The 20183-nt window shown below is 71.8% G+C and carries 17 protein-coding genes, 1 rRNA gene and 2 riboswitches; of the genes, 4 read left to right on the top strand and 14 right to left on the bottom strand.

What is annotated here, in order from left to right:
* The first annotated feature begins 319 nt into the window (after positions 1-319).
* Positions 320-1165, top strand: a complete 846-nt coding sequence (locus tag GCU69_RS15485) for a PhzF family phenazine biosynthesis protein (protein ID WP_098750662.1) — start codon at positions 320-322, stop codon at positions 1163-1165.
* Positions 1166-1341: 176 nt separating this feature from the next.
* Here the strand turns inward: GCU69_RS15485 and GCU69_RS15480 are convergent, their stop codons facing one another.
* Positions 1342-2145 (bottom strand): CPBP family intramembrane glutamic endopeptidase, encoded by an 804-nt coding sequence (locus tag GCU69_RS15480; protein WP_098750663.1) that lies wholly within the window; start codon positions 2143-2145, stop codon positions 1342-1344.
* A gap of 238 nt (positions 2146-2383) precedes the next feature.
* Complete coding sequence (locus tag GCU69_RS15475) at positions 2384-3883, bottom strand: glutamate--cysteine ligase (protein ID WP_098750664.1); 1500 nt, start codon at positions 3881-3883, stop codon at positions 2384-2386.
* Between the two features lie 466 nt (positions 3884-4349).
* Here GCU69_RS15475 and GCU69_RS15470 point away from each other — a divergent pair, with 466 nt between their 5' ends.
* Together GCU69_RS15470 and GCU69_RS15465 are read left to right on the top strand one after the other, a co-directional pair.
* Positions 4350-4940 carry a hypothetical protein gene (locus GCU69_RS15470; protein WP_098750665.1) on the top strand — a complete coding sequence of 197 codons (591 nt, stop codon included), beginning with the start codon at positions 4350-4352 and terminating at the stop codon, positions 4938-4940.
* 336 nt (positions 4941-5276) lie between these two features.
* Positions 5277-5483, top strand: coding sequence for a DUF5999 family protein (locus GCU69_RS15465; protein ID WP_098750666.1), 207 nt, complete (start codon positions 5277-5279; stop codon positions 5481-5483).
* Between the two features lie 135 nt (positions 5484-5618).
* On the opposite strand, the gene gcvP is transcribed toward GCU69_RS15465, so the two are convergent.
* Positions 5619-8504, bottom strand: a complete 2886-nt coding sequence (gene gcvP, locus GCU69_RS15460) for an aminomethyl-transferring glycine dehydrogenase (protein WP_156206367.1) — start codon at positions 8502-8504, stop codon at positions 5619-5621.
* A 59-nt stretch (positions 8505-8563) separates the two neighbouring features.
* Positions 8564-8689, bottom strand: a riboswitch (glycine riboswitch).
* Positions 8690-8797: riboswitch (glycine riboswitch) on the bottom strand. It lies immediately after the preceding riboswitch.
* A gap of 113 nt (positions 8798-8910) precedes the next feature.
* Between gcvP and GCU69_RS15455 the strand changes: the two genes are divergently transcribed.
* Positions 8911-9294 (top strand): PRC-barrel domain-containing protein, encoded by a 384-nt coding sequence (locus GCU69_RS15455; protein WP_170315858.1) that lies wholly within the window; start codon positions 8911-8913, stop codon positions 9292-9294.
* Here the strand turns inward: GCU69_RS15455 and GCU69_RS15450 are convergent.
* The 11 genes from GCU69_RS15450 to rrf all read right to left on the bottom strand — a co-directional run bounded on the left by GCU69_RS15450 (position 9204) and on the right by rrf (position 20069).
* Positions 9204-10871: a DNA polymerase IV gene (locus tag GCU69_RS15450; protein WP_156206366.1), complete on the bottom strand. Its 1668-nt coding sequence runs from the start codon at positions 10869-10871 to the stop codon at positions 9204-9206. The two genes, GCU69_RS15455 and GCU69_RS15450, sit on opposite strands and share 91 nt — an antisense overlap.
* An 87-nt stretch (positions 10872-10958) precedes the next feature.
* Entirely contained in the window at positions 10959-11588 is a 630-nt protein-coding gene (locus GCU69_RS15445; RefSeq protein WP_098750669.1) for a MerR family transcriptional regulator, read from the bottom strand.
* A 169-nt stretch (positions 11589-11757) separates the two neighbouring features.
* Positions 11758-12234, bottom strand: coding sequence for a bifunctional nuclease family protein (locus GCU69_RS15440; protein WP_156206365.1), 477 nt, complete (start codon positions 12232-12234; stop codon positions 11758-11760).
* Positions 12235-12287: 53 nt separating this feature from the next.
* Positions 12288-13031 carry a transcriptional regulator FtsR gene (gene ftsR / locus GCU69_RS15435; protein WP_098750671.1) on the bottom strand — a complete coding sequence of 248 codons (744 nt, stop codon included), beginning with the start codon at positions 13029-13031 and terminating at the stop codon, positions 12288-12290.
* Between the two features lie 18 nt (positions 13032-13049).
* Positions 13050-13940, bottom strand: a complete 891-nt coding sequence (locus GCU69_RS34745) for an FHA domain-containing protein (RefSeq protein ID WP_408055810.1) — start codon at positions 13938-13940, stop codon at positions 13050-13052.
* A gap of 130 nt (positions 13941-14070) precedes the next feature.
* On the bottom strand, positions 14071-15042 hold the full coding sequence (locus GCU69_RS15425) for a DUF881 domain-containing protein (RefSeq protein ID WP_408055811.1): 972 nt from the start codon (positions 15040-15042) through the stop codon (positions 14071-14073).
* A gap of 140 nt (positions 15043-15182) precedes the next feature.
* Entirely contained in the window at positions 15183-15515 is a 333-nt protein-coding gene (locus GCU69_RS15420; RefSeq protein ID WP_019708255.1) for a small basic family protein, read from the bottom strand.
* Positions 15512-16432, bottom strand: a complete 921-nt coding sequence (locus tag GCU69_RS15415) for a DUF881 domain-containing protein (protein WP_098750676.1) — start codon at positions 16430-16432, stop codon at positions 15512-15514. Before GCU69_RS15415 ends, GCU69_RS15420 begins: the two co-directional genes overlap by 4 nt.
* A 126-nt stretch (positions 16433-16558) precedes the next feature.
* Positions 16559-19054: a mannose-1-phosphate guanyltransferase gene (locus tag GCU69_RS15410; RefSeq protein WP_156206363.1), complete on the bottom strand. Its 2496-nt coding sequence runs from the start codon at positions 19052-19054 to the stop codon at positions 16559-16561.
* 136 nt (positions 19055-19190) lie between these two features.
* The gene (locus GCU69_RS15405) at positions 19191-19799 is read right to left on the bottom strand and encodes a CDP-alcohol phosphatidyltransferase family protein (RefSeq protein ID WP_098750675.1); all 609 of its coding nucleotides are present in this window, start codon (positions 19797-19799) and stop codon (positions 19191-19193) included.
* Positions 19800-19952: 153 nt separating this feature from the next.
* Positions 19953-20069: ribosomal RNA gene (gene rrf / locus GCU69_RS15400) — 5S ribosomal RNA — on the bottom strand.
* Between the last annotated feature and the right edge of the window lie 114 nt (positions 20070-20183).

Raw genomic sequence — 20183 nt, 5'->3', positions numbered from 1 at the left:
CGCCTCCCGCGGGCGGGAGCAGTCCCCGCACAGAGCCCGGCTCCCCGGGGCCCCGGCCCCGACTCCTGGCTCAACGGCGCACGGAGTCCCGCCCGGGGACCGGTCCAAGGCGTACGGCGACGAAGTCCCGACGGCGGCTCGGCTCCCGGACCGCCGCGGTACGGCGTCCCGCACCACGGCCGCGGCGCGGAGTGGCCCCCGCCCGGCCCGGACCCGGCCCCCGGTGGCCCCGAAACCCGCGGTCCGTGCCTCCGTGAGGGAGCCACTTTCCCTGAATTGGCTTTGGCCCGCGCCCTCCACCCGGGCCTACGGTCGGCCCATGAGGATCCGAATCGTCGACGCCTTCACCGACCGCCCCTTCGCCGGGAACCCCGCCGGAGTCGTCCTCCTGGAGGACGCCGGATTCCCCGACGCGCACTGGCTCCAGCAGGTCGCCGCGGAGGTGAACCTCGCCGAGACCGCCTTCGCCCACCCGCTCCCCCCGGGCGGCGACGCCGACTGGGCGCTGCGCTGGCTCACCCCGACCACCGAGGTGGACCTGTGCGGCCACGCCACGCTGGCCACCGCCCACATCCTGCACAGCACGGGAGCCACCACCGGCACTGTCCGCTTCGCCAGCCGCAGCGGCGTGCTCAGCGCCACCACCGGTCCGGACGGCGTCATCACCCTGGACTTCCCCACCGCCCCGCTCACCGCGATCGACGTCCCCCCGGGCGCCACCGCCGCGCTCGGCGCTAAGATCCTGACCGCCCACGACACCGGTCCCGTCGGCGACCTGCTGCTGGAGCTGGCCGACGAGAGGACCGTGCGCGGCCTCGCGCCCGACCTCGCCGCGGTGGCCCGGCTCAGCGACCGGGCCCTGATCGTCACAGCCGCCGCCGAGGAGACCGGGGGCGGCTACGACTTCGTGTCCCGCGTCTTCGGCCCGTCCGTCGGCATCGACGAGGACCCGGTCACCGGGAGCGCCCACACCGCGCTCGCCCCGTTCTGGTCGGCCCGTACCGGGCGTGAGGAGCTGACCGGGCTTCAGGTCTCCGCCCGTACCGGCCTGGTCCGTACGGTGCTGCGCGGCGAACGCACCCTGCTCTCCGGCCGGGCGGTCACCGTCATCGACGGAGAACTGCTGGCCACGAGCGCCACCGGGGCCGCAGGCCCGGCGGACTGACCGCGCGGGCCGGGGGAAGCCGCGGGCGGAAGCCCGCCACCCGCCGCTCCCCCGGTCCGTCGCCCGGTTCCCCCACCTCTCCGTCCGTCTCCCCGGTCCCGCCCTCCCGGTCCGTCCGCGCGGTCGCGCCGGCCGCGCCCCGGTGCGGTCGGCACCGTCCGGCCGGGTCCGCGGGATCAGACCACCGGCAGCCAGTCGACCTTGCCCGCCAGCAGCGCGTAGCCGCCGAAGGCGACGATGTCGATGAGGGCGTGCGCGGCCACGAGCGGGCCGACCCGCCCCCAGCGCCGGTACAGCCACACGAAGACGACGCCCATCACCATGTTGCCGACCAGACCGCCGATGCCCTGGTACAGGTGGTACGTACCGCGCAGCACCGAACTCGCCGCCAGCGCCGCGGCCGGCGTCCAGCCGAGCTGCCCGAGCCGGCGCAGCAGATAGCCGACCACCACGACCTCTTCCACCAGGGCGTTCTGCACCGCAGAGGCGATCAGCACCGGGAACTTCCACCACACGGACGGCAACGATTCCGGCACCACCGTGAGGTTGGCGCCCGTCGCCCACACCGCGAGGTAGAAGAGCAGCCCGGTGCCCCCGATGGCGGCGGCGACGGCCGCTCCCCGCCCGAGGTCGGCGCCCGGCCGCGACCGGTCCAGGCCCATCGCGCGCAGACCGCCCGCGCCCTCGCGCAGCAGGAGGTGTGCGACCAGCGCGACCGGCACCAGGGCCGTGGAGATCCCGAACAGCTGCCAGGCCAGGTCCAGCCAGGGGCGGCCGGGCGCCTGCGAGCCGTTGAGGGTGGCCGCCCGGTCCTGCAGGTCTCCCGGGGCGGTGACGGAGCCGGTGAAGCTGATGAGCGCGGACACGGCGCTCGCGCCCAGCGACAGCGCCAGGACGAGCAGCGTCTCGTTGCGCAGCAGGCGTCGCGGCAAGCTCTCCGGGCGGGACGCGTCCGCCACTCCGTCCGGCTCTGCCCGCACACCCGCCTCCAGCCTTCCGACTCCCGCCCCTTTCTACCTCGCGGTGATCGGGAGTCACCAGCGGGGGCGGCGATCCGCGGCCGCCGGGGGTCCGTACGGCGACGGATCCCCTGCCACCGGTCCGTACGCGGGCAGGGCCCACCGCCGCCGGGCCCGTACGGCTCCATCACCGCCACCAGCCCGTACGGCGCTCACGCACACCGCACCCGCCCGGCGCCCGGCGCACCGCCTTGCCGGATCAGCGAGGCGTCTCCACGGGCCAGGTGTGCACGGGGCCGCCCTCCCGCGCCAGCTCGCAGTACCGGCGGGTCGTGGCCGCCAGCGCCTCTTCCCGCTCCAGGCCGCTGTCCAGGGCCCGGTGGAAGACGGCCGCCTGCCAGGACGCGCCGTTCACCCGCCGCCGGCACCGTTCCTCGATGATGCCGAGGTAGTGGTCGCGGTCCGCGGGCTCCACGCCCCAGGCGTCGAGCCCGGCCGCGGCGAGCGGCAGCAGTTCCTCGCGGACGAGCCGCACCGCGGGCATCTCGCCGACGCCCCCGCGTCCGGGACGCGGCCAGCGCAGGGTGGCGTCGATGCCGTAGCGGCAGGCGGTGTCGAAGTTGCGGGCGGCGTCCGCGAAGGGCAGGCGGGACCAGACGGGCCGCGGTTCCTCGGCGAGCGCACGGACCAGGCCGTAGTAGAAGGCGGCGTTGGCGATGACGTCGTCCACGGTGGGACCGGCGGGCAGGACCCGGTTCTCCACCCGCAGGTGCGGGCTGCCCTCCGCCACCCCGTACACCGGCCGGTTCCAGCGGTAGACGGTGCCGTTGTGCAGCACCAGCTCCTGGAGGCTGGGCACCCCGCCCTCGTCGAGGACCCGCAGCGGCTCCTCCTCGTCGCAGATCGGGAGCAGCGCCGGGTAGTAGCGGATGTTCTCCTCGAAGAGGTCGTACGCGGAATCGATCCAGCGCTCGCCGAACCAGGTCCGGGGCCGTACCCCCTGGGCCTTGAGTTCCGGGGCGCGGGTGTCCGTGGCCTGCTGGAAGAGCGGGGGCCGGGACTCGCGCCACAGTTCCCGGCCGAACAGGAACGGCGCGTTCGCCCCCATCGCGATCTGTACGGCGGCGACCGCCTGCGAGGCGTTCCAGACCCCGGCGAACCGGGCGGGCGTGACCTGGAGATGCAGTTGCACGGAGGTGCACGCGGCCTCCGGGGCGATGGAGGCACTGGTGTAGAGAAGCCGTTCGACGCCCTCGATATCGAGAACGAGGTTCTCCCCCCGCGCGGCCAGAATCTGGTCGTTGAGGAGGGTGTAGCGGTCGACGTCCGAGAGATTCGCGGACACCAGGTCGGGCCCGGCGAGCGTCGGAAGAATTCCGACCATGACGATCCCGGCGTCGACTTCCCGGGCTTTGCGGTCGGCATATGCTAGGGCGGTACGGATCTCCTCGGCGAGCCGGTCGAACACCCGCCCGTGCAACCGGTGGGGCACGATATTCACTTCGAGATTGAACTGCCCCAGCTCGGTCTGGAAATCCTCGCTCGAGATGCGTTCCAGCACTTCCGCATTCATCATGCGCGGCATCCCGTCGGCCCCCGCGAGATTCAGCTCGATCTCCAGACCCATGAGGTTCCGGGGACGATCGAACCGCTTCTCCTCCAGCAGCCGCTCCAGGCCCTGCAGACACTGGTGCAGCTTGTCGCGGTAGCGCTGCGGGTCGGACAGGTCGAAGCCGCCCGCCGCAACCTTCTCACCCATCGAAGGGCCCTCCTCGGCCGAGCCGTCGCCCAGATCATGCCCGGCGGGCCGGTGGATCACGCCCCGCGCGACCCGTCTGCCCGCTAAGCTGGGTATCACACGTCCACGGGCACATTCCATCGGCATGACGACGATGGCACAGGCCGGATCAGGGCTATGGCGGAAAACACAGGCGAGTTTCGGCCGACCCGCTTTCGCACATAACACAAGGTCGCCGGTGCCGCGAGCGGGACAGAATGGGTGGAACTCCCACGGCCGCCGAGTCCGATTAAGCCCTTGCCCGCAATGCGTACGACAGCTAGCCGAAACACCGAGTGAACACGGGTCGTATAAACTCCGGTACACCAGGGCAGAGAGTAGGCGTCGCCGGCATTCCGATCTCCGGCCCCCTCTCTCCCCAGAGCTGACATTGCCGTCCGCACCTGCCCAGCACCACCCGTGTCTCCGAAGTGAGAGGCGACCCACCATGCCGCTGCTTGCCCCCAGGGCGCCCAAGCCCGCCCTTCGCAGTGCCCTCGCTGCCCTCGGTTCCCCGACCGCCGTCCGCGAGGCGTGCACCCCGGCCCTTCGTTCACACCCAGGGCCGCTCACCCCCGAACAGCCGCTGCCCGTCCATGTCCTGGACGGCATCACCCGGCAGGACGGACCGCCCCTCGCGCGGCTGACGGGCTGGCGCTTCCTGGTCCGGGGCGGTGACCGGGCGGTGGCCGCGGCCGAGACCATGCTGACCCCGGACGGCTGGGCCTTCTCACACTTCTTCGAGGGCCCGTACGTGGCCTCGACGGAGCTGGCGCTGCGGCAGGCCGAGGCGCTGCCCGCGACGTACCAGCCGCGCCTGCTGTCCGTACCGGAGCTCTACATGCTCACGCTGTGGCTGCACGGGGACACCGCCGCGGATCCGGCCGGGGGGCAGCCGGCTCCGACGGACCTGCTGGTGCCGCTGGCGCCGGCTCCCCCGGGCATCGCCGCGCACCGTGCGCACCGGGTGTCGGACCTGCTGCCGGTCCTCTCCCTTCGGCTCGGGCCCGCGACACCGCTGCTGGGCACCACCGCCTGACCGGGCGGCTGCCCGCCTTCCGCCCCGCGGCCCCGTGGCCGCGGGGCGAACCCGTGTCCGGGAGACGCACGGAGTGCCGGGGGTGGTGCCTAGGCCGTTCCGCGTCTGGACTAGTCCGTTGCGGCCATGTCGAACCACCCGAAGAGGCCGTCCTGTCCCGGGCAACCGTCCGCAAGGGTGGTGCGTCATCACCCAGTGAGGACAGGTACAGCGAAATCCCTGCGGAATCCCTTCTCCAGGGCAACACTGGGACCGAACCGACTGATACGGGGGGCGGCCGTGAAGACCACACCAAGCCGCGGAACACTCATCTCAACCCAGCGAAAGATCCCTCCCATGTGCCAGCACAAGCCACCGTGTCCGACAGCCGACTCTCCTGACCGGGAGGCCGCCCATCTGCTGGCGCACCACCCGGAACAGGGCTGGAGCCTGCTGTGCAACGGTGTCCTCCTGTTCGAGGACACCGGCGAACTGCTCCCGGACGGGCAGATCATCGCCCCGCACCGGCCGCTGGCCGCGCAGCAGGTGGTGACCGCCGCCTGACACGCGCGGCTGCACGGAGGAGCGGCACCACCCACAGCACAGCGCCACAGCGCACCACCGCACACCGCACCATCACACAGGGGCCGGCCCGGCGCTCACGCCGAACCGGCCCCCTCGTCGTCCCGCGGGGCGGGCTCAGCCTTCGTACTCCTCCATGGGAGGGCAGGAGCACACGAGGTTGCGGTCGCCGTAGGCGCCGTCGATCCGCCGCACCGGCGGCCAGTACTTCTCCCCGGGGGTGACACCGGCCGGGAAGACCGCCGTCTGCCGGGGGTAGGCGTGCTCCCAGTCGCCCGCCAGCACCGCCGCGGGGTGAGGCGCGTTCCGCAGCGGGTTGTCGTCCGCGGGCCACTCCCCGGACGCGACCAGCTCGATCTCCGTCCGGATCTGGATCATGGCCGCGCAGAACCGGTCGAGTTCGGCCAGGTCCTCGCTCTCGGTCGGCTCGATCATCAGGGTCCCCGCCACCGGGAAGGACATCGTCGGCGCGTGGAATCCGTAGTCGATCAGCCGCTTGGCCACGTCGTCGACGGTCACACCCGTCGACCTGGTCAGCGGCCGCAGGTCGATGATGCACTCGTGGGCGACGAGGTCGCCCGGGCCGGTGTAGAGCACCGGGAAGTGCGGCTCCAGCCGCTTGGCGATGTAGTTGGCGCTCAGCACCGCCACCTGGGTGGCCCGGCGCAGCCCCTCGGCGCCCATCAGCCGGACGTACGCCCAGGAGATGGGCAGGATCCCCGCCGAGCCCCAGGGGGCCGCCGAGACCGGTCCCACGCCCGTCTCCGGGCCGGCCTCCGGCTGGAGGGGGTGGTTCGGCAGATACGGGGCGAGATGCGCCCGCACGCCGACCGGACCGACACCCGGGCCGCCGCCACCGTGCGGGATGCAGAAGGTCTTGTGCAGGTTCAGGTGCGAGACGTCGCCGCCGAAGCGGCCGGGCTCGGCGAGACCGACCAGCGCGTTGAGGTTGGCGCCGTCGACGTACACCTGCCCGCCCGCGTCGTGCACGGCCGCGCAGATCTCGCTGATGTGCTCCTCGAACACGCCGTGCGTGGACGGGTAGGTGACCATCAGGACGGCCAGCTCGTCACCGTACTTCTCGATCTTGTCCCGCAGGTCCGCGGTGTCGACCTCGCCGTTCTCGGCGGTCTTCACCACGACGACCTTCATGCCGGCCATCACCGCGCTCGCCGCGTTGGTGCCGTGCGCGGAGGACGGGATGAGACAGACGGTGCGCCGGTCCTCGCCGTTCGCCCGGTGGTAGGCGCGGACCGCCAGCAGGCCGGCCAGCTCGCCCTGGGAACCGGCGTTCGGCTGGAGCGACACCTTGTCGTATCCGGTGACCGCCGCCAGGTACTCCTCGAGTTCCCGGATGAGAGTCAGATAGCCCTGCGCCTGCTCGGCGGGCGCGAAGGGGTGCAGTCCGCCGAAGCCCGGCCAGGTGACGGGCTCCATCTCGGTGGTCGCGTTGAGCTTCATGGTGCAGGAGCCGAGCGGGATCATGCCGCGGTCCAGCGCGTAGTCCTTGTCGGCGAGCTTGCGCAGGTAGCGCAGCATCGCGGTCTCGGAGCGGTGCTGGTGGAAGACCGGGTGCGTGAGGTACGTGTCGCCGCGCAGCAGCCGCTCGGGGAGCGCGTCGGCCGCCGTGGCGTCCAGCGCCCCGGTGTCGGCGGAGACGCCGAAAGCGGACCAGACCGCGGCCAGCTCCCCGCGGCCGGTGGTCTCGTCGCAGCTGACGCCGACATGGTCGGCGTCCGTCAGGCGCAGGTTGACACCCGCCTGCCGGGCGGCCGCGACGACCTCGGCGGCACGGCCGGGCACCCGCGCGGTCACGGTGTCGAAGAACGCGTCGTGCACCACCTCGACGCCGCCGGCCCGCAGCCCCTCGGCGAGCAGGGCCGCGAAGCGGTGGGTGCGGCGGGCGATGTGCGCCAGGCCCTCGGGGCCGTGGTGGACGGCGTACATGCCCGCCATGACGGCGAGCAGCACCTGTGCCGTACAGATGTTGCTGGTGGCCTTCTCGCGGCGGATGTGCTGCTCACGGGTCTGGAGGGCCAGCCGGTACGCCTGGCGGCCGTCGGCGTCCTTCGACACGCCGACCAGCCGGCCGGGCAGGCTGCGGGCGAACTTCTCCCGTACGGCCATGTAGCCGGCGTGCGGCCCGCCGAAGCCCATGGGGACTCCGAAGCGCTGGCTGCTGCCGACGGCGATGTCCGCGCCCAGTTCGCCGGGCGAGGTCAGCAGGGTGAGCGCGAGCAGGTCGGCGGCGACGGTGACGACGGCGCCCAGTTCGTGCGCCTGCCCGATGACGGGACGCAGGTCGGCGACCCGGCCGGAGGCGCCCGGGTACTGGAGCAGTACGCCGAACACGCCGCGCTCCGCGATCCCGGCGGGGATGCCGTCGGAGAGGTCGGCGACGACCGTCTCGACCCCGGCCGGCTCGGCACGGGTCTCGATGACGGCGATCGTCTGCGGCAGGCAGTCGGCGTCGATCAGGAAGACGCCGTTCTTGACCTTGCCGACGCGCCGGGACAGCGCGACGGCCTCCGCGGCAGCGGTGCCCTCGTCGAGCAGGGAGGCACCGGAGGTGGGCAGTCCGGTCAGGTCGGCGACGACGGTCTGGAAGTTCAGCAGCGCCTCCAGCCGGCCCTGGGAGATCTCCGGCTGGTACGGCGTGTACGCCGTGTACCAGGCGGGATTCTCCAGGACGTTCCGGAGGATCACCGGCGGCGTGAAGGTGCCGTGGTAGCCGAGGCCGATCATCGGGGTCAGGACCTCGTTGCGTTCCGCGAGGCGGCGCAGTTCGCCGATGACCTCGGACTCGCCGAGGGCTTCGGGCAGCGCGGGGGCCGCGGTGCTTTTGATGACGTCCGGCACGGCGGCCTCGGTTAGCTCGTCGAGCGAGCCGTAACCCACCTGGGCGAGCATCTTCGCCTCGGCCTCGCTGTCGGGACCGATGTGACGGCGCTCGAACGGGGTGCCGCGTTCCAGTTCGGGGAGCGGGATGCGGTTGGCGGTCATCTGCGGAGGCCTCCTGGTCGACACGACCTGCGAGGGGCACCTGGGCGGGTACCCGGATGGCCTCCCCCTCTGTCATCGACCTGAGAGCTTCACCGGACCAGTCGTGAACGGTCCGGCTTTCACCGTCGGTGAGGGAAAGCTCCCGGCGGCTGGCGCCCGGTGCCGACCCTGCTTTTCAGAGTGACCTCGTCCGTGCGGTACGTGTGCCTGAGAGATTCCGGGGAGGATTTGCTCCTTCGGCGCCTCCCGCCGGCTTTCGCGCTGCCGGTGGAGGGCTCTCCCGCACGGGGTCTGCGGCCTCTGCCAGCCTACCAGCGCACCGCCGGCCCGGACCCTCGAGTGGCCGACGCCCGGGATGTGGCTTTTCGTTGGTGTCACGAGGAGGCAGTCGACAGTTGGAGGAACCGTGCAGACGGGGATCGACCCGCGGAGCCTGATCGGCCGCAAGGCGTTCGACAGCGAGGGGACGAAGATCGGCACGGTGGACGAGGTGTACCTGGACGACGCCACCGGGCTTCCGGCGTGGGCGGCGGTCCGCACCGGGCTCTTCGGGCGGGACGCCTTCGTCCCCCTGGAGCCGAGCGAACTCGTCGAGGACAGCTTGCGGGTGCCGTTCCGGCGGGCGGTGATCCGGCACGCGCCGGACTTCGGTGTCGGCCGCCATCTCTCCCCCGAGCAGGAACTGCAGCTCTACCACCACTACGGGCTCGACGCGGCCACTCCCGGCGAGGCCTCGGAGGAGGCCCCGGGCGAGGAGGGCTTCGGCCGTATCGCCGGGTCCGACGGCTGATCCCGCGCGGCGCAGGGCGGCTCCTGCGCGCCGGACGGTCGTCCCGGAGGGCCGGGCCGTTCACCGGGCGTGCCGGGCGGCCGTACCGGCGGGACCGTCTCGTCCGCCGCGCCGGACCGCTCCGGCCCGGCGGAGGGCGGATCCGGCGGGCCCGACGGCCGGCCCTCCGCGGCCGGCACCAGCGGCAGCGGATCCGCCGGGCGCAGCTCCGGATCGTCCACCGCGAAGGTCAGGACCCGGCCCGGCGGCGACCCCGGCCGCTCGAAGCGCACCGTGACCCGGCCCAGCCCGCTGCCCTGCACCCAGCCGGGACCGTGTTCCGCGTGGTGCACGTCGTGGCCGGGGAACCACCGGCGGGGCGTGTCCCCGGGCTGCTCCGGGTCCGCCGGCCCGGCCGTCCGGTCCGGGGCGTCTGCGCCGGCCGCCTCGGCCGGCCCGGGCTCCCCGGACCGCGGGGACTCCGCGGGCGGCCCCGCCCCCTCCGCCTCCGCGGCCGCCCGCTCCGTCGCGGCCTGCGCGAACAGGTCTTCCTGAGTGAACGAGGCCAGCCCGCTGACGCCGACCCCGAGCAGCCGGACTCCGCCGGTGGTGTCGACCCCGTCCAGCAGCCGGGCGGCGGCTTCCCTGACCACCGCGGGGTCGTCCGTGGGGCCGCGGAGGGTCTCGGAGCGGGTCAGCGTGGAGAAGTCGTAGCGCCGCACCTTCAGCACCACGGTGCGCCCCGAGCGGCCCGCGCCGCGCAGCCGCTCCACACAGCGCTCCGCCAGCCGGGCGACCTCGGTGTACACCCGGACCCGGTCGTGGAGGTCCACGTCGAAGGTGTCCTCGACGGAGACGGACTTCGCATCCCGCTCGGCCACCACGGCACGGTCGTCGCGGCCGGCCGCCATGGCCGCGAGCGCGGCGCCGTGCGCCTTGCCCAGCAGACGCACCAGCTCCTCCTCCCCGGCCTGCTCCAGCTCCGCGACGGTGCCGATGCCGGAGCGCCGCAGATGCGCCGCGGTCGCCGGCCCCACGCCCGGCAGCGCCCGGACCGGCATGGGCGCGAGCAGCTGCCGTTCCGTGCCCGGTTCGATGAGCACCAGGCCGTCGGGCTTGGCCTGCTCCGACGCCATCTTGGCGAGCATCTTCGAGGCCGCGAGACCGACGGAGCCGGTGAGCGAGGTGGCGGCCCGGATGTCGGCCCGCAGCCGCTCCCCCACCGCGCGCACGGCGTCGGCCGTCGGGGCCACGCCGCCCGCCTCCAGGTCCACGAAGGCCTCGTCCAGACTGAGCGGCTCGACCAGCGGCGACAGCTCGCGGAGCAGCTCCATGACCGCTTCGCTGAGCTGGCGGTACAGCGAGAACCGGGGCGTGAGATAAGCGGCGTTCGGACACAGGCGCCGGGCCTGAGCCGTCGACATGGCGGAGTGGACCCCGAAGACGCGCGCCTCGTACGACGCGGTGGCCACCACGCCGCGCGGGCCCAGGCCGCCCACGACCACCGGCTTGCCGCGCAGGCTGGGCTTCGCCGCCTGCTCCGCGGCGGCGAAGAACGCGTCCATGTCCAGATGGAGGATGGTCGGGGCGGCTCTCACACCACCGATGCTGCCCTACGCCACTGACATCTGCCCCGCCGCGCGGCCCGCCCGGCCCGGCGCGCCGCCGCCCGGGGACGGCCGGGGTCAGCCGGCCCGGTTCCTGCGGCGGGCCAGTTCGTCGCCGGGGTGCTGCCCGACCAGCGTCTCGCCGGTGTCCACCCGCTCGCCGTGTAGCTGCGCGAGCGCGCACTCCACATCGCGCCACACCACGCCCACGGCGATGCCGAAGACGCCCTGACCGCCCTGCAGCAGGTCCACGACCTCGTCCGGCGACGTGCACTCGTGCACCGTCGCGCCGTCGCTCATCAGCGTCATCCGGGCGAGGTCGGCCCGCTCGCAGGAGCGCAGGTGGCGCACGGCCGCCCGGATGTTCTGGAGCGACACGCCCGTGTCCAGGAAGCGCTTCACGATCTTCAGCACCACGACGTCGCGGAAGCTGTAGAGCCGCTGGCTGCCGGAGCCCTGGGCGGGCCGCACGCTCGGCTCCACGAGGCCGGTCCGCGCCCAGTAGTCGAGCTGCCGGTAGGTGATGCCCGCCGCCGCGCAGGCCGTGGGCCCCCGGTAGCCGATGTTGTCGGAGCCGAGGGGCTCGGTGGGGTGCTCGGGAGGCGCCGCGGACCGTGCCGCGACTGTGCGCCCCGCCAGGGGGGCGGCCGCGCCACCACGAAGCGGAATGGGACTGCCCGCCGCTGTACCGTCGCCGGTGCTGCTCACGCCGACCTCCGTCCTTGACCTGCCATGTCGACGGTAGGCAGTCACCCGGGGTGCGTCAACGATCGCCGCGCTCGCCACGCCGAGTGATAATCACCCTGAGAGTGGTTTTCCGTGACCCCTTCCGGGGAACGGCTAGCCGAATGGCGCCCGGCAGGTGACGGCAGCCGGCTCACTGGCTGTTGTTCGTCCCGAAGTCCTCGGGCGAGATCTGGTCGAGGAACTCGCGGAACTTCTCGACCTCGTCCTCCTGCTCGTCCGGAATCGCGATCCCCGCGTCGTCGAGCACCCCGTCACTGCCGAAGATCGGCGTACCGGTGCGCAGCGCCAGCGCTATGGCGTCGGAGGGACGGGCACTGACCTCGACCCCGCTCGCGAAGACCAGCTCGGCGTAGAACACTCCGTCCTGGAGATCGGTGATGCGCACCTGCGTCAGCTCCTGGCCGACCGCTTCGAGCACGTCCTTGAAGAGGTCGTGCGTCAGCGGCCGGGCCGGGGCCATGCCCTGCTGGGCGAAAGCGATGGCGGTGGCCTCCCCCGGTCCGATCCAGATGGGGAGATACCGGTCGCCTCCCACTTCACGCAGGAGCACGATCGGCTGGTTGGAGGGCATTTCCACCCGGACACCCACGACGTCGAGCTCATTCACACAGCAACCCTAGGACGTGCCCGGCGGTTTTGGGTAGTCGGGCACTTCTCCGGTCACTCCGGCCGCGTCCGGAGGGAGGCCTGCACGAGGGCCGCGTGCAGACGTACGGACAGCGTGGCCAGCTCCCGGGCGGTCGCCTCCGCATGGGCGCGGGTCTGCGGGTTCCGGTGCCGCCGCAGCGGTGCCACGACCTGTTCGACCAGTCCGGCCTCGCGGTCGGCGGCGGCCTTCATGACCCGCAGATGGCGCGGTTCCAGGCCGAACCGGGCCACCTCGCCGATCAGCTTGGCCACGGTGACGGCCTCGCTGTCGTAGCCGCCGTCGCCGTCCGGGCCGATCAGCCCGTACGACTCCCATTCCGCCAGGTCCTCCGGCCGGGCACCGGCCGCGGCCAGCAGTTCCTCACGGCCCACCCGGGCGGCCGCCGGTACGTCCTCCGGGGGCTCGGGCACCCCGTCCAGCAGTTCCCGGTGCCGCCCGGGGGCCGGCAGGCGCACCTGCTCGCCGCGTTCCAGCGCGTCGAGGTGCTCCCGGATGACCTTGAGCGGCAGGTAGTGGTCCCGCTGCATGCGCAGGATCCGGCCGAGCCGCTCGATGTCGTGCGGGCTGAACTTCCGGTAGCCCGACGCGGTGCGCCGCGGCTCGACGAGCCCCTCCGCCTCCAGGAAGCGGATCTTGGAGATGGTGACCTCGGGAAACTCCTCACGCAGCTGCCCGAGGACCGCCCCGATGCTGACGAGCGGGCCGTCCGCGGAGGCGGCGCCGGAACCGGCGCCGCCTGACGGTGTCATGCCCATGGGCCTTCCTGTGGCGGGTCAGATGCCCCGCTGGCTCGCGTAGAACACCAGCCGGTACTTGCCGATCTGCACCTCGTCGCCCTGCGCCAGCACCACCGAGTCGATCCGCTCCCGGTTGACGTAGGTGCCGTTCAGACTGCCCACGTCGGCGACCGTGAAGGTGCCGTCCGGCCCGCGGCGGAACTCCACGTGCCGGCGCGAGACGGTGACGTCGTCCAGGAAGATGTCGCTCTGCGGATGGCGGCCCGCCGTGGTCAGCTCCCCGTCCAGCAGGAAGCGGCTGCCCGAGTTCGGGCCGCGCCGGACGACCAGGAGCGCCGATCCCATCGGCAGCGCGTCCACGGCGGCCTGCGCCTCGGGCGACAGCGGCGGCGCGGTCTGGCCGGTGGCCTCCGCGTCGTACGCCTCCAGGCCCGAGATCGAGATCGTCGAGGTCGTCTCCGAGGGGCGCTCGGACGGCGCCGGGCGCAGCGGGGCTCCACAGTTGGAGCAGAACCGGCTCGCCTCGGGATTGCGGTGTCCGCACCTGGAACAAACGGGCAAGGCCGACATGGACTGTGCCTCCTGCTGCGGCTGCCCCGAGGGGGCCTGGGACGCGTGCGGGTCGGAGGCAAACCCTCCACCCGCACTTGAGGTTGATGGTTCCCCGAAACCTATGCGGCCGGACGCGCCAGGGTCAACAGAGGACGCGCCGTGGCCACCGGAAATGTCGCCGCCGCCGACCTCGTCACGGAACAGCGGGCGTCCTTCCGCCTCCGCGCCGCCGCCCGCGTCGCGTCCCGCACGGTGACGGGCGCCGCCGCTGTCCTCGCGGGCGCTCTTGCCGAACAACTTCCCAAACAACTTCACGGGCGATTCCCCTTGACCGAAACAGACCCGCCCGTGGGGCAGGATGAACCCTCGATGCACTTCTGTGCCGACCTGGACATGATGACAACGTCCATGACCATCAGACAGTTTCCATCACGCGCCGCCGTCACGGTGCGCCGACCCCCCGCAACCGCATGCCCTTCCGGGACACCTTCCATGCGTGCCCGCCTCACTGCGATGACGACCGAGCGTAGTCAGGCCGCTCCGCCGGCCGCAAGGCGTCCACGACGACCGCGTCCTCACGGGTGATCGCCACCGTGGCCTGCTCCTTCTCCAGTGTCTGCACCACACCGCCCGGGATGTTGAGCGCGGGCTCCAGATCCTGCGGATCCCCGATCGCCCTGATCTCGTACGGCTGTTGCACCGCCTTGCCGTCGATCCGCACCCCGGAGCCGCTCTGCTCGAAGTACGACCCGGCCACGATGCGGATGTCGTTGATCTGAATCGCCTCTGCCCCCGCGGCACGCAGCTCCTGGACGGCGTCGAGCAGCATGTCCGCCTCCACGGCCCCCTTCGGGGCGCTGACGTCCACGCTGATGCCCGGGCCCTCGGCGGCGACCGTGCCGGCCAGCACACCGAGCTGCTGCTCCTTCTGCGCCGTCTGCCGGCGGGCCTCCTCGGCCTGGTCGGAGCTGCTTTCGAGTTCGGAACGCTGCTCCTCCAGCGCCTGCTTCTCGTCCTCCAGGCGCTGCGTGCGGTCGTCGACCTCGTCCAGGATCCGTACGAGGTCCTCGTGCCGCGCGCCGCGCAGCGCGCTGTTGTCGCTGGTGGAACGCACCTGGATGGCCAGCCCCAGGCCCAGCACGAACAGCAGCAGCGCGACGATGAGTTGCGCGCGGCTGAAGCGCGGCGGCCACACGCCGGCCAGCAGCCGCTGCCGTCCCGTCAGGCCGTCGCCCGCCCCGCCCCCGGGGCCGCCCGGTGCGGAGCCGTCCGCGGCCGGCCCGGGCCTCGGTGCCTCGGCGGCCGGGGCGGGCCCGGGCTCGCGGACCCACTGCTCCGTGTCCCCGGCCGGCTCCTCGGCCGGCAGCGGCCGCCGCGCCTGCTCCTGGGCACCACCGGTCTTCGGGGGCTCCGGCGGCGCGGACCGCCGTTCCTCACCGCCCGTGCGTCCGCGGTCCCCGCCCTCCGGCCGCCGCACCGGGCCACCGGCGGGAGAGTTCCCGCCCGCGGGGGCCGCCGCCGCGCCACCGGGCCGCTCCGTCCCGGGGCGCCGCCCGTCCTCCGGGCGCCGCTGCTCCCGCTGCTCCTTCTCCGGCTGCTCGTCGCTGCTCATCGGCCTCACGCCCGGAACACGTGCCGGCGGATGGCCGCGGCGTTGGAGAAGATCCGGATGCCGAGCACGACGACCACACCGGTGGACAGTTGGGCGCCCACACCGAGCTTGTCCCCGAGGAAGACGATCAGCGCGGCCACCACGACGTTCGACAGGAACGAGACGACGAAGACCTTGTCGTCGAAGATCCCGTCCAGCATGGCCCGCAGGCCCCCGAACACCGCGTCGAGCGCTGCCACGACGGCGATGGGCAAGTACGGTTCCACCACCGCCGGTACCTCGGGCCGGACAAGCAGTCCCACCACGACTCCCACGACGAGGCCCAGTACGGCGATCACGATGTGCCTTTCCCTGTTTCGGCGGCCTGCTGATCCGAGCCGCCGCCCTTCGGCTCTGCGTTGCGTACGATCAGGCTCGGAGCCGCGGGCAGGGTCAGCTCCTCCTGCACGGAGATGTTCGCCCGGACACCGTAGTTGTCCTGGAGCACCTGCAGATACTGCCCGTCCGCGCTGCTCCGGAAGGTGCTGCTGATCCGCTGTCCGTCCCCCACCGCGAGCACCGTGTACGGCGGCACCAGCGGCTTGTTGTCGACCAGTATGGCCTCGCCCGCCGCGCGGATCGCGGACACGGCGGTCAGCCGCTGCCCGTTGACGGCGATCGCCTCCGCGCCCGACTGCCAGAGGCCGTTGACGACACGCTGCATGTCCCGGTCCCGGACCCGGCCGGTGTCGGAGAAGTCCCCGCTGTCCCGCGGCCCGCCGCCGCCCGCGTCCGTCTGCTCGGCGTCGTCGACGACGAGCTTCACCCCGGGCCCGGTGACCTCGGTGGCGCCGGCCAGAAGAAGGGTGAGCCCGCTCCGGTCACCGCCGTGCTTCTCCAGTGCCTCCCGCTGGCGTTCACCGACCTCCTCGCGCAGGCCGTCGACGTCCTCCTCCAGCGCGTCCGCCGTCTCCGTCTCGGCCTCGATACGGTCGATCAGCTCTTCGCGTTCCTTCGCGAGCACCGGTGCCTCGACCTGTGCCTGCGCCGCGCCGACGGTGACCACCGCGGCCGCGAGGACCAGTCCGGCCGCGAGGCCGAGTTTCGCCCGCAGGGTCTTCGGCAGCCCGCGGGTCCCCTCAGCGGCGTGCCGCTCGGCCGCCTCGGCGTAACCGTCGTCGAGGCTGTGCTCCATCGCATGGGTCAGCAGCGACATGGACGCGTCCGGGCGTGAACGAGGCGCGTGTGTGCTCCGATCGGGTGGCTGCTGCGACATGCCGCACATCGTCGCACGTCGGAGCCTCCGGCACCCAATGCCCCCACCGGTGTGCCGCGCTCCGACGCGCCGGGCCGCGCCGGAGACTTCCGGCGCGGCCCGGTACTGCCGTCCTGTGCTGCCGGATCAGTGTCCGGCGCTGTCCACCACGGCGGCCCACTCGTCGAGCAGCGCCTCCGCCGATGCCTCGTCCGGGCCCTCCGCCCACAGATGCGTGACCGCCTCGGCCGGGTCCGGCAGGACCAGCACCCAGCGGCCGTCGGCCTCCACGACCCGTACGCCGTCGGTGGTGTCGACGGAGCGGTCGCCGGCGGCCTCCACCACATGACGCATCACGAGACCCTTGACCGCCCACGGCGTGGCGAGGTCCCGCCGCTTGACATGGGCCCGCGGGATCCGGGCGTCGATCTGGCTCAGCGTCAGCTGCGTCCGGGCGACGAGGGCGATCAGCCGTACGAAGGCCGCCGCCCCGTCGAAGACGCTGCTGAACTCCGGCACGATGAACCCGCCCCGGCCGTCGCCACCGAAGATCGTGGAGTCGGCGCGGCCGACCCGCGTCAGGTCGTCGGGCGAGGTCGTCGTCCACTCCACCTGGGTCCCGTGATACGCCGCGACCTGCTCGGCGATACGGGTCGTGGTGACCGGCAGCGCGACCCGGCCGCTGCGCCGTTCGGCCGCCACCAGGTCGAGCATCACCAGCAGTGCCCGGTCGTCCTCCACGATCCGGCCGCGCTCGTCGACGAGCGACAGCCGCTCACCGACGGGGTCGAAGCGCACACCGAAGGCGGCGCGGGCGGAAGCCACGATCTCGCCGAGCCGCACCAGCCCGGAGCGGCGGGTGTCGGCCGACTCCGTGGGACGCGACTCGTCGAGCCCCGGATTGATGGTGAGGGCGTCGACCCCCAGCCGGCCGAGCAGGCTCGGGAGCACCAGACCGGCGCTTCCGTTCGACGCGTCGACGACCACCTTGAGTCCGGCCTCGGCGACACCCGTGGTGTCGACGGCGCGGAGGAGCGATCCGGTGTAGGAGTCGAACACGCTGGACGGGAAGCGCAGATCACCGATCTCGCCCGGGAAGGCCCTCCGGTACTCCTGGCGGGCGTAGACCCGGTCCAGTTTGCGCTGCCCGGCCTGGGAGAGGTCGGCGCCGCGTTCGTCGAAGAACATGATGTCGACGGAGTCCGGCACGCCGAGCGACGTGCGGATCATGATGCCGCCGGCACTGCCGCGCGCCGTCTGCTGCCGGGCGACCGGCAGCGGGACGTTCTCCAGGTCCCGTACGTCGATGGCGCTGGTCTGGAGAGCCGAGATCATGGCGCGCTTCAGGGCACGGGCGCCACGGGAGTGGTCGCGCGCGGTCGTGACCGTCGACCCCTTCTTGAGCGTGGTCGCGTACGCGCCCGCCAGGCGTACGGCCAGCTCCGGGGTGATCTCGACGTTCAGGATGCCGCTGACCCCGCGGGCGCCGAAGAGATGAGCCTGCCCACGGGACTCCCAGATCACCGAGGTGTTGACGAACGCGCCCGCCTCGATCGTCTTGAACGGGTACACCCGGACGTTGCCCTGGACAATCGATTCTTCGCCCACGAGGCATTCGTCACCGATGACCGCGCCGTCCTCGATCCGGGCCGCACGCATGATGTCGGTGTTCTTGCCGATGACGCAGCCGCGCAGATTGCTCTGCTGCCCGATGTACACGTTGTCGTGAACGACGGCCTTGTGCAGGAACGATCCGGACTTGACGACGACATTGGACCCGACGACCGTGTGCTCGCGCAGCTCGGCGCCGGCCTCCACCTTCGCGTAGTCACCGATGTAGACGGGCCCGCGGAGTACGGCGTCGGGGTGCACCTCCGCCCCTTCCGCCACCCAGACTCCCGGGGAGATCTCGAACCCGTCGAGGTCGACGTCCACCTTGCCTTCGAGGACGTCCGCCTGAGCCTTGACGTAGCTCTCGTGGGTGCCGACGTCCTCCCAGTAGCCCTCGGCGACATAGCCGTAGATCGGCTTGCCTTCCTTCATCAGCTGCGGGAAGACGTCCCCCGACCAGTCCACCGACACGTCCGCCTCGACGTAGTCGAAGACCTCGGGCTCCATGACGTAGATACCGGTGTTGACGGTGTCGGAGAAGACCTGGCCCCACGTCGGCTTCTCCAGGAAGCGTTCAACCTTCCCTTCGTCGTCGACAATCGTGATGCCGAATTCCAGCGGGTTCGGCACCCGTGTCAGGCAGACGGTGACGAGCGCGCCCTTTTCCTTGTGGAAATTGATGAGCTCCGTCAGGTCGAAGTCCGTGAGCGCGTCACCGGAAATGACCAGGAACGCGTCGTCCTTGAGCGCTTCCTCGGCGTTCTTGACACTTCCCGCCGTACCGAGTGGCTTCTCCTCGTTGGCGTAGGTGAGCTCCATGCCGAGCTCTTCCCCGTCTCCGAAGTAATTCTTGACGAGCGAGGCGAGGAATTGAACAGTCACCACGGTCTCGCTGAGCCCGTGCCTCTTGAGCAACCTCAGTACATGCTCCATGATCGGCCGGTTGGCCACCGGCAGGAGCGGCTTCGGCATACTCGAGGTCATGGGGCGAAGGCGGGTGCCTTCGCCTCCGGCCATCACGACGGCCTTCATGTCGGAAGCGTCCTCCTTGAAGAGACGACGGTCATGCGGACTCGACGCCCGACCGGGGCCTCCGGAGGACCACCGGGCCTCACGACTCGAAACATTCCGGAGAACCACTGCCGGGCACCGCCGCGCAGGGTCTGGATCAACCAGCCGCGGCGTCCGCCTTCACAAGCCGGCGGACCTGGACCACGTAGAGGATCCCTGCCCACCAATAGAGCGTTGTACCCCAACCTGCGAATGCCCATCCGAAAATAGCAGCCAGTGACGACAGCCATCCGTTCCCGTCACTCAACAGCAGCAGCGGGAAGGCATACATGAGGTTGAATGTGGCCGCCTTGCCGAGGAAGTTCACCTGCGGCGGCGGATAGCCGTGCCGGCGGAGCACGCCGACCATGACGAGAAGCGTCAGGTCCCGGGCCAGAAGGAGCGCTGTCAGCCACCACGGGAGGATTTCCCGCCAGGTGAGCCCGATGATGGTGGAGAGAATGTACAGCCGGTCCGCGGCCGGATCGAGAAGCCTGCCGAGACTGCTGATCTGGTTCCACCGCCGGGCCAGCTTGCCGTCCAGGTAGTCACTGACTCCGCTCAGCGCCAGCACGAGAAGGGCCCAGCCATCGGCATTGGGCCCTCCGAACTCGGGGAGCAGGATCAGCCAGAGGAAGAGCGGCACGCCCAGCAGGCGTGCCATGCTGAGAATGTTCGGGATGGTGAGGACGCGGTCCGTCTGAACGCGCGTCTCCTGGAGCTCCACCCGGCTGCCTCCTGCGGGGAACGTACCAACGATGCCCCCGACTTTACCCGCAGGCCCGGACGAGGGAGTCACAGGGCCCGGCGGTACGGGCCCGCAACGAAGAAAAGCCGTGTTCCCCGAGGCGATGGCCTCGGGGAACACGGCTCAAAGATTGTTCGGCGGTGTCCTACTCTCCCACAGGGTCCCCCCTGCAGTACCATCGGCGCTGAAAGGCTTAGCTTCCGGGTTCGGAATGTAACCGGGCGTTTCCCTAACGCAATAACCACCGAAACACTATGAAACAAACAAACCGGAACAACACAGTTCGTTATTTCAGAACCAACACAGTGGACGCGAGCAACTGAGGACAAGCCCTCGGCCTATTAGTACCAGTCAACTCCAACC

Origin of the sequence: Streptomyces lycii (assembly GCF_009735685.1) — a bacterium.
GTDB lineage: Bacteria > Actinomycetota > Actinomycetes > Streptomycetales > Streptomycetaceae > Streptomyces > Streptomyces lycii.
This window is presented reverse-complemented; position numbering and strand designations above follow the sequence as displayed.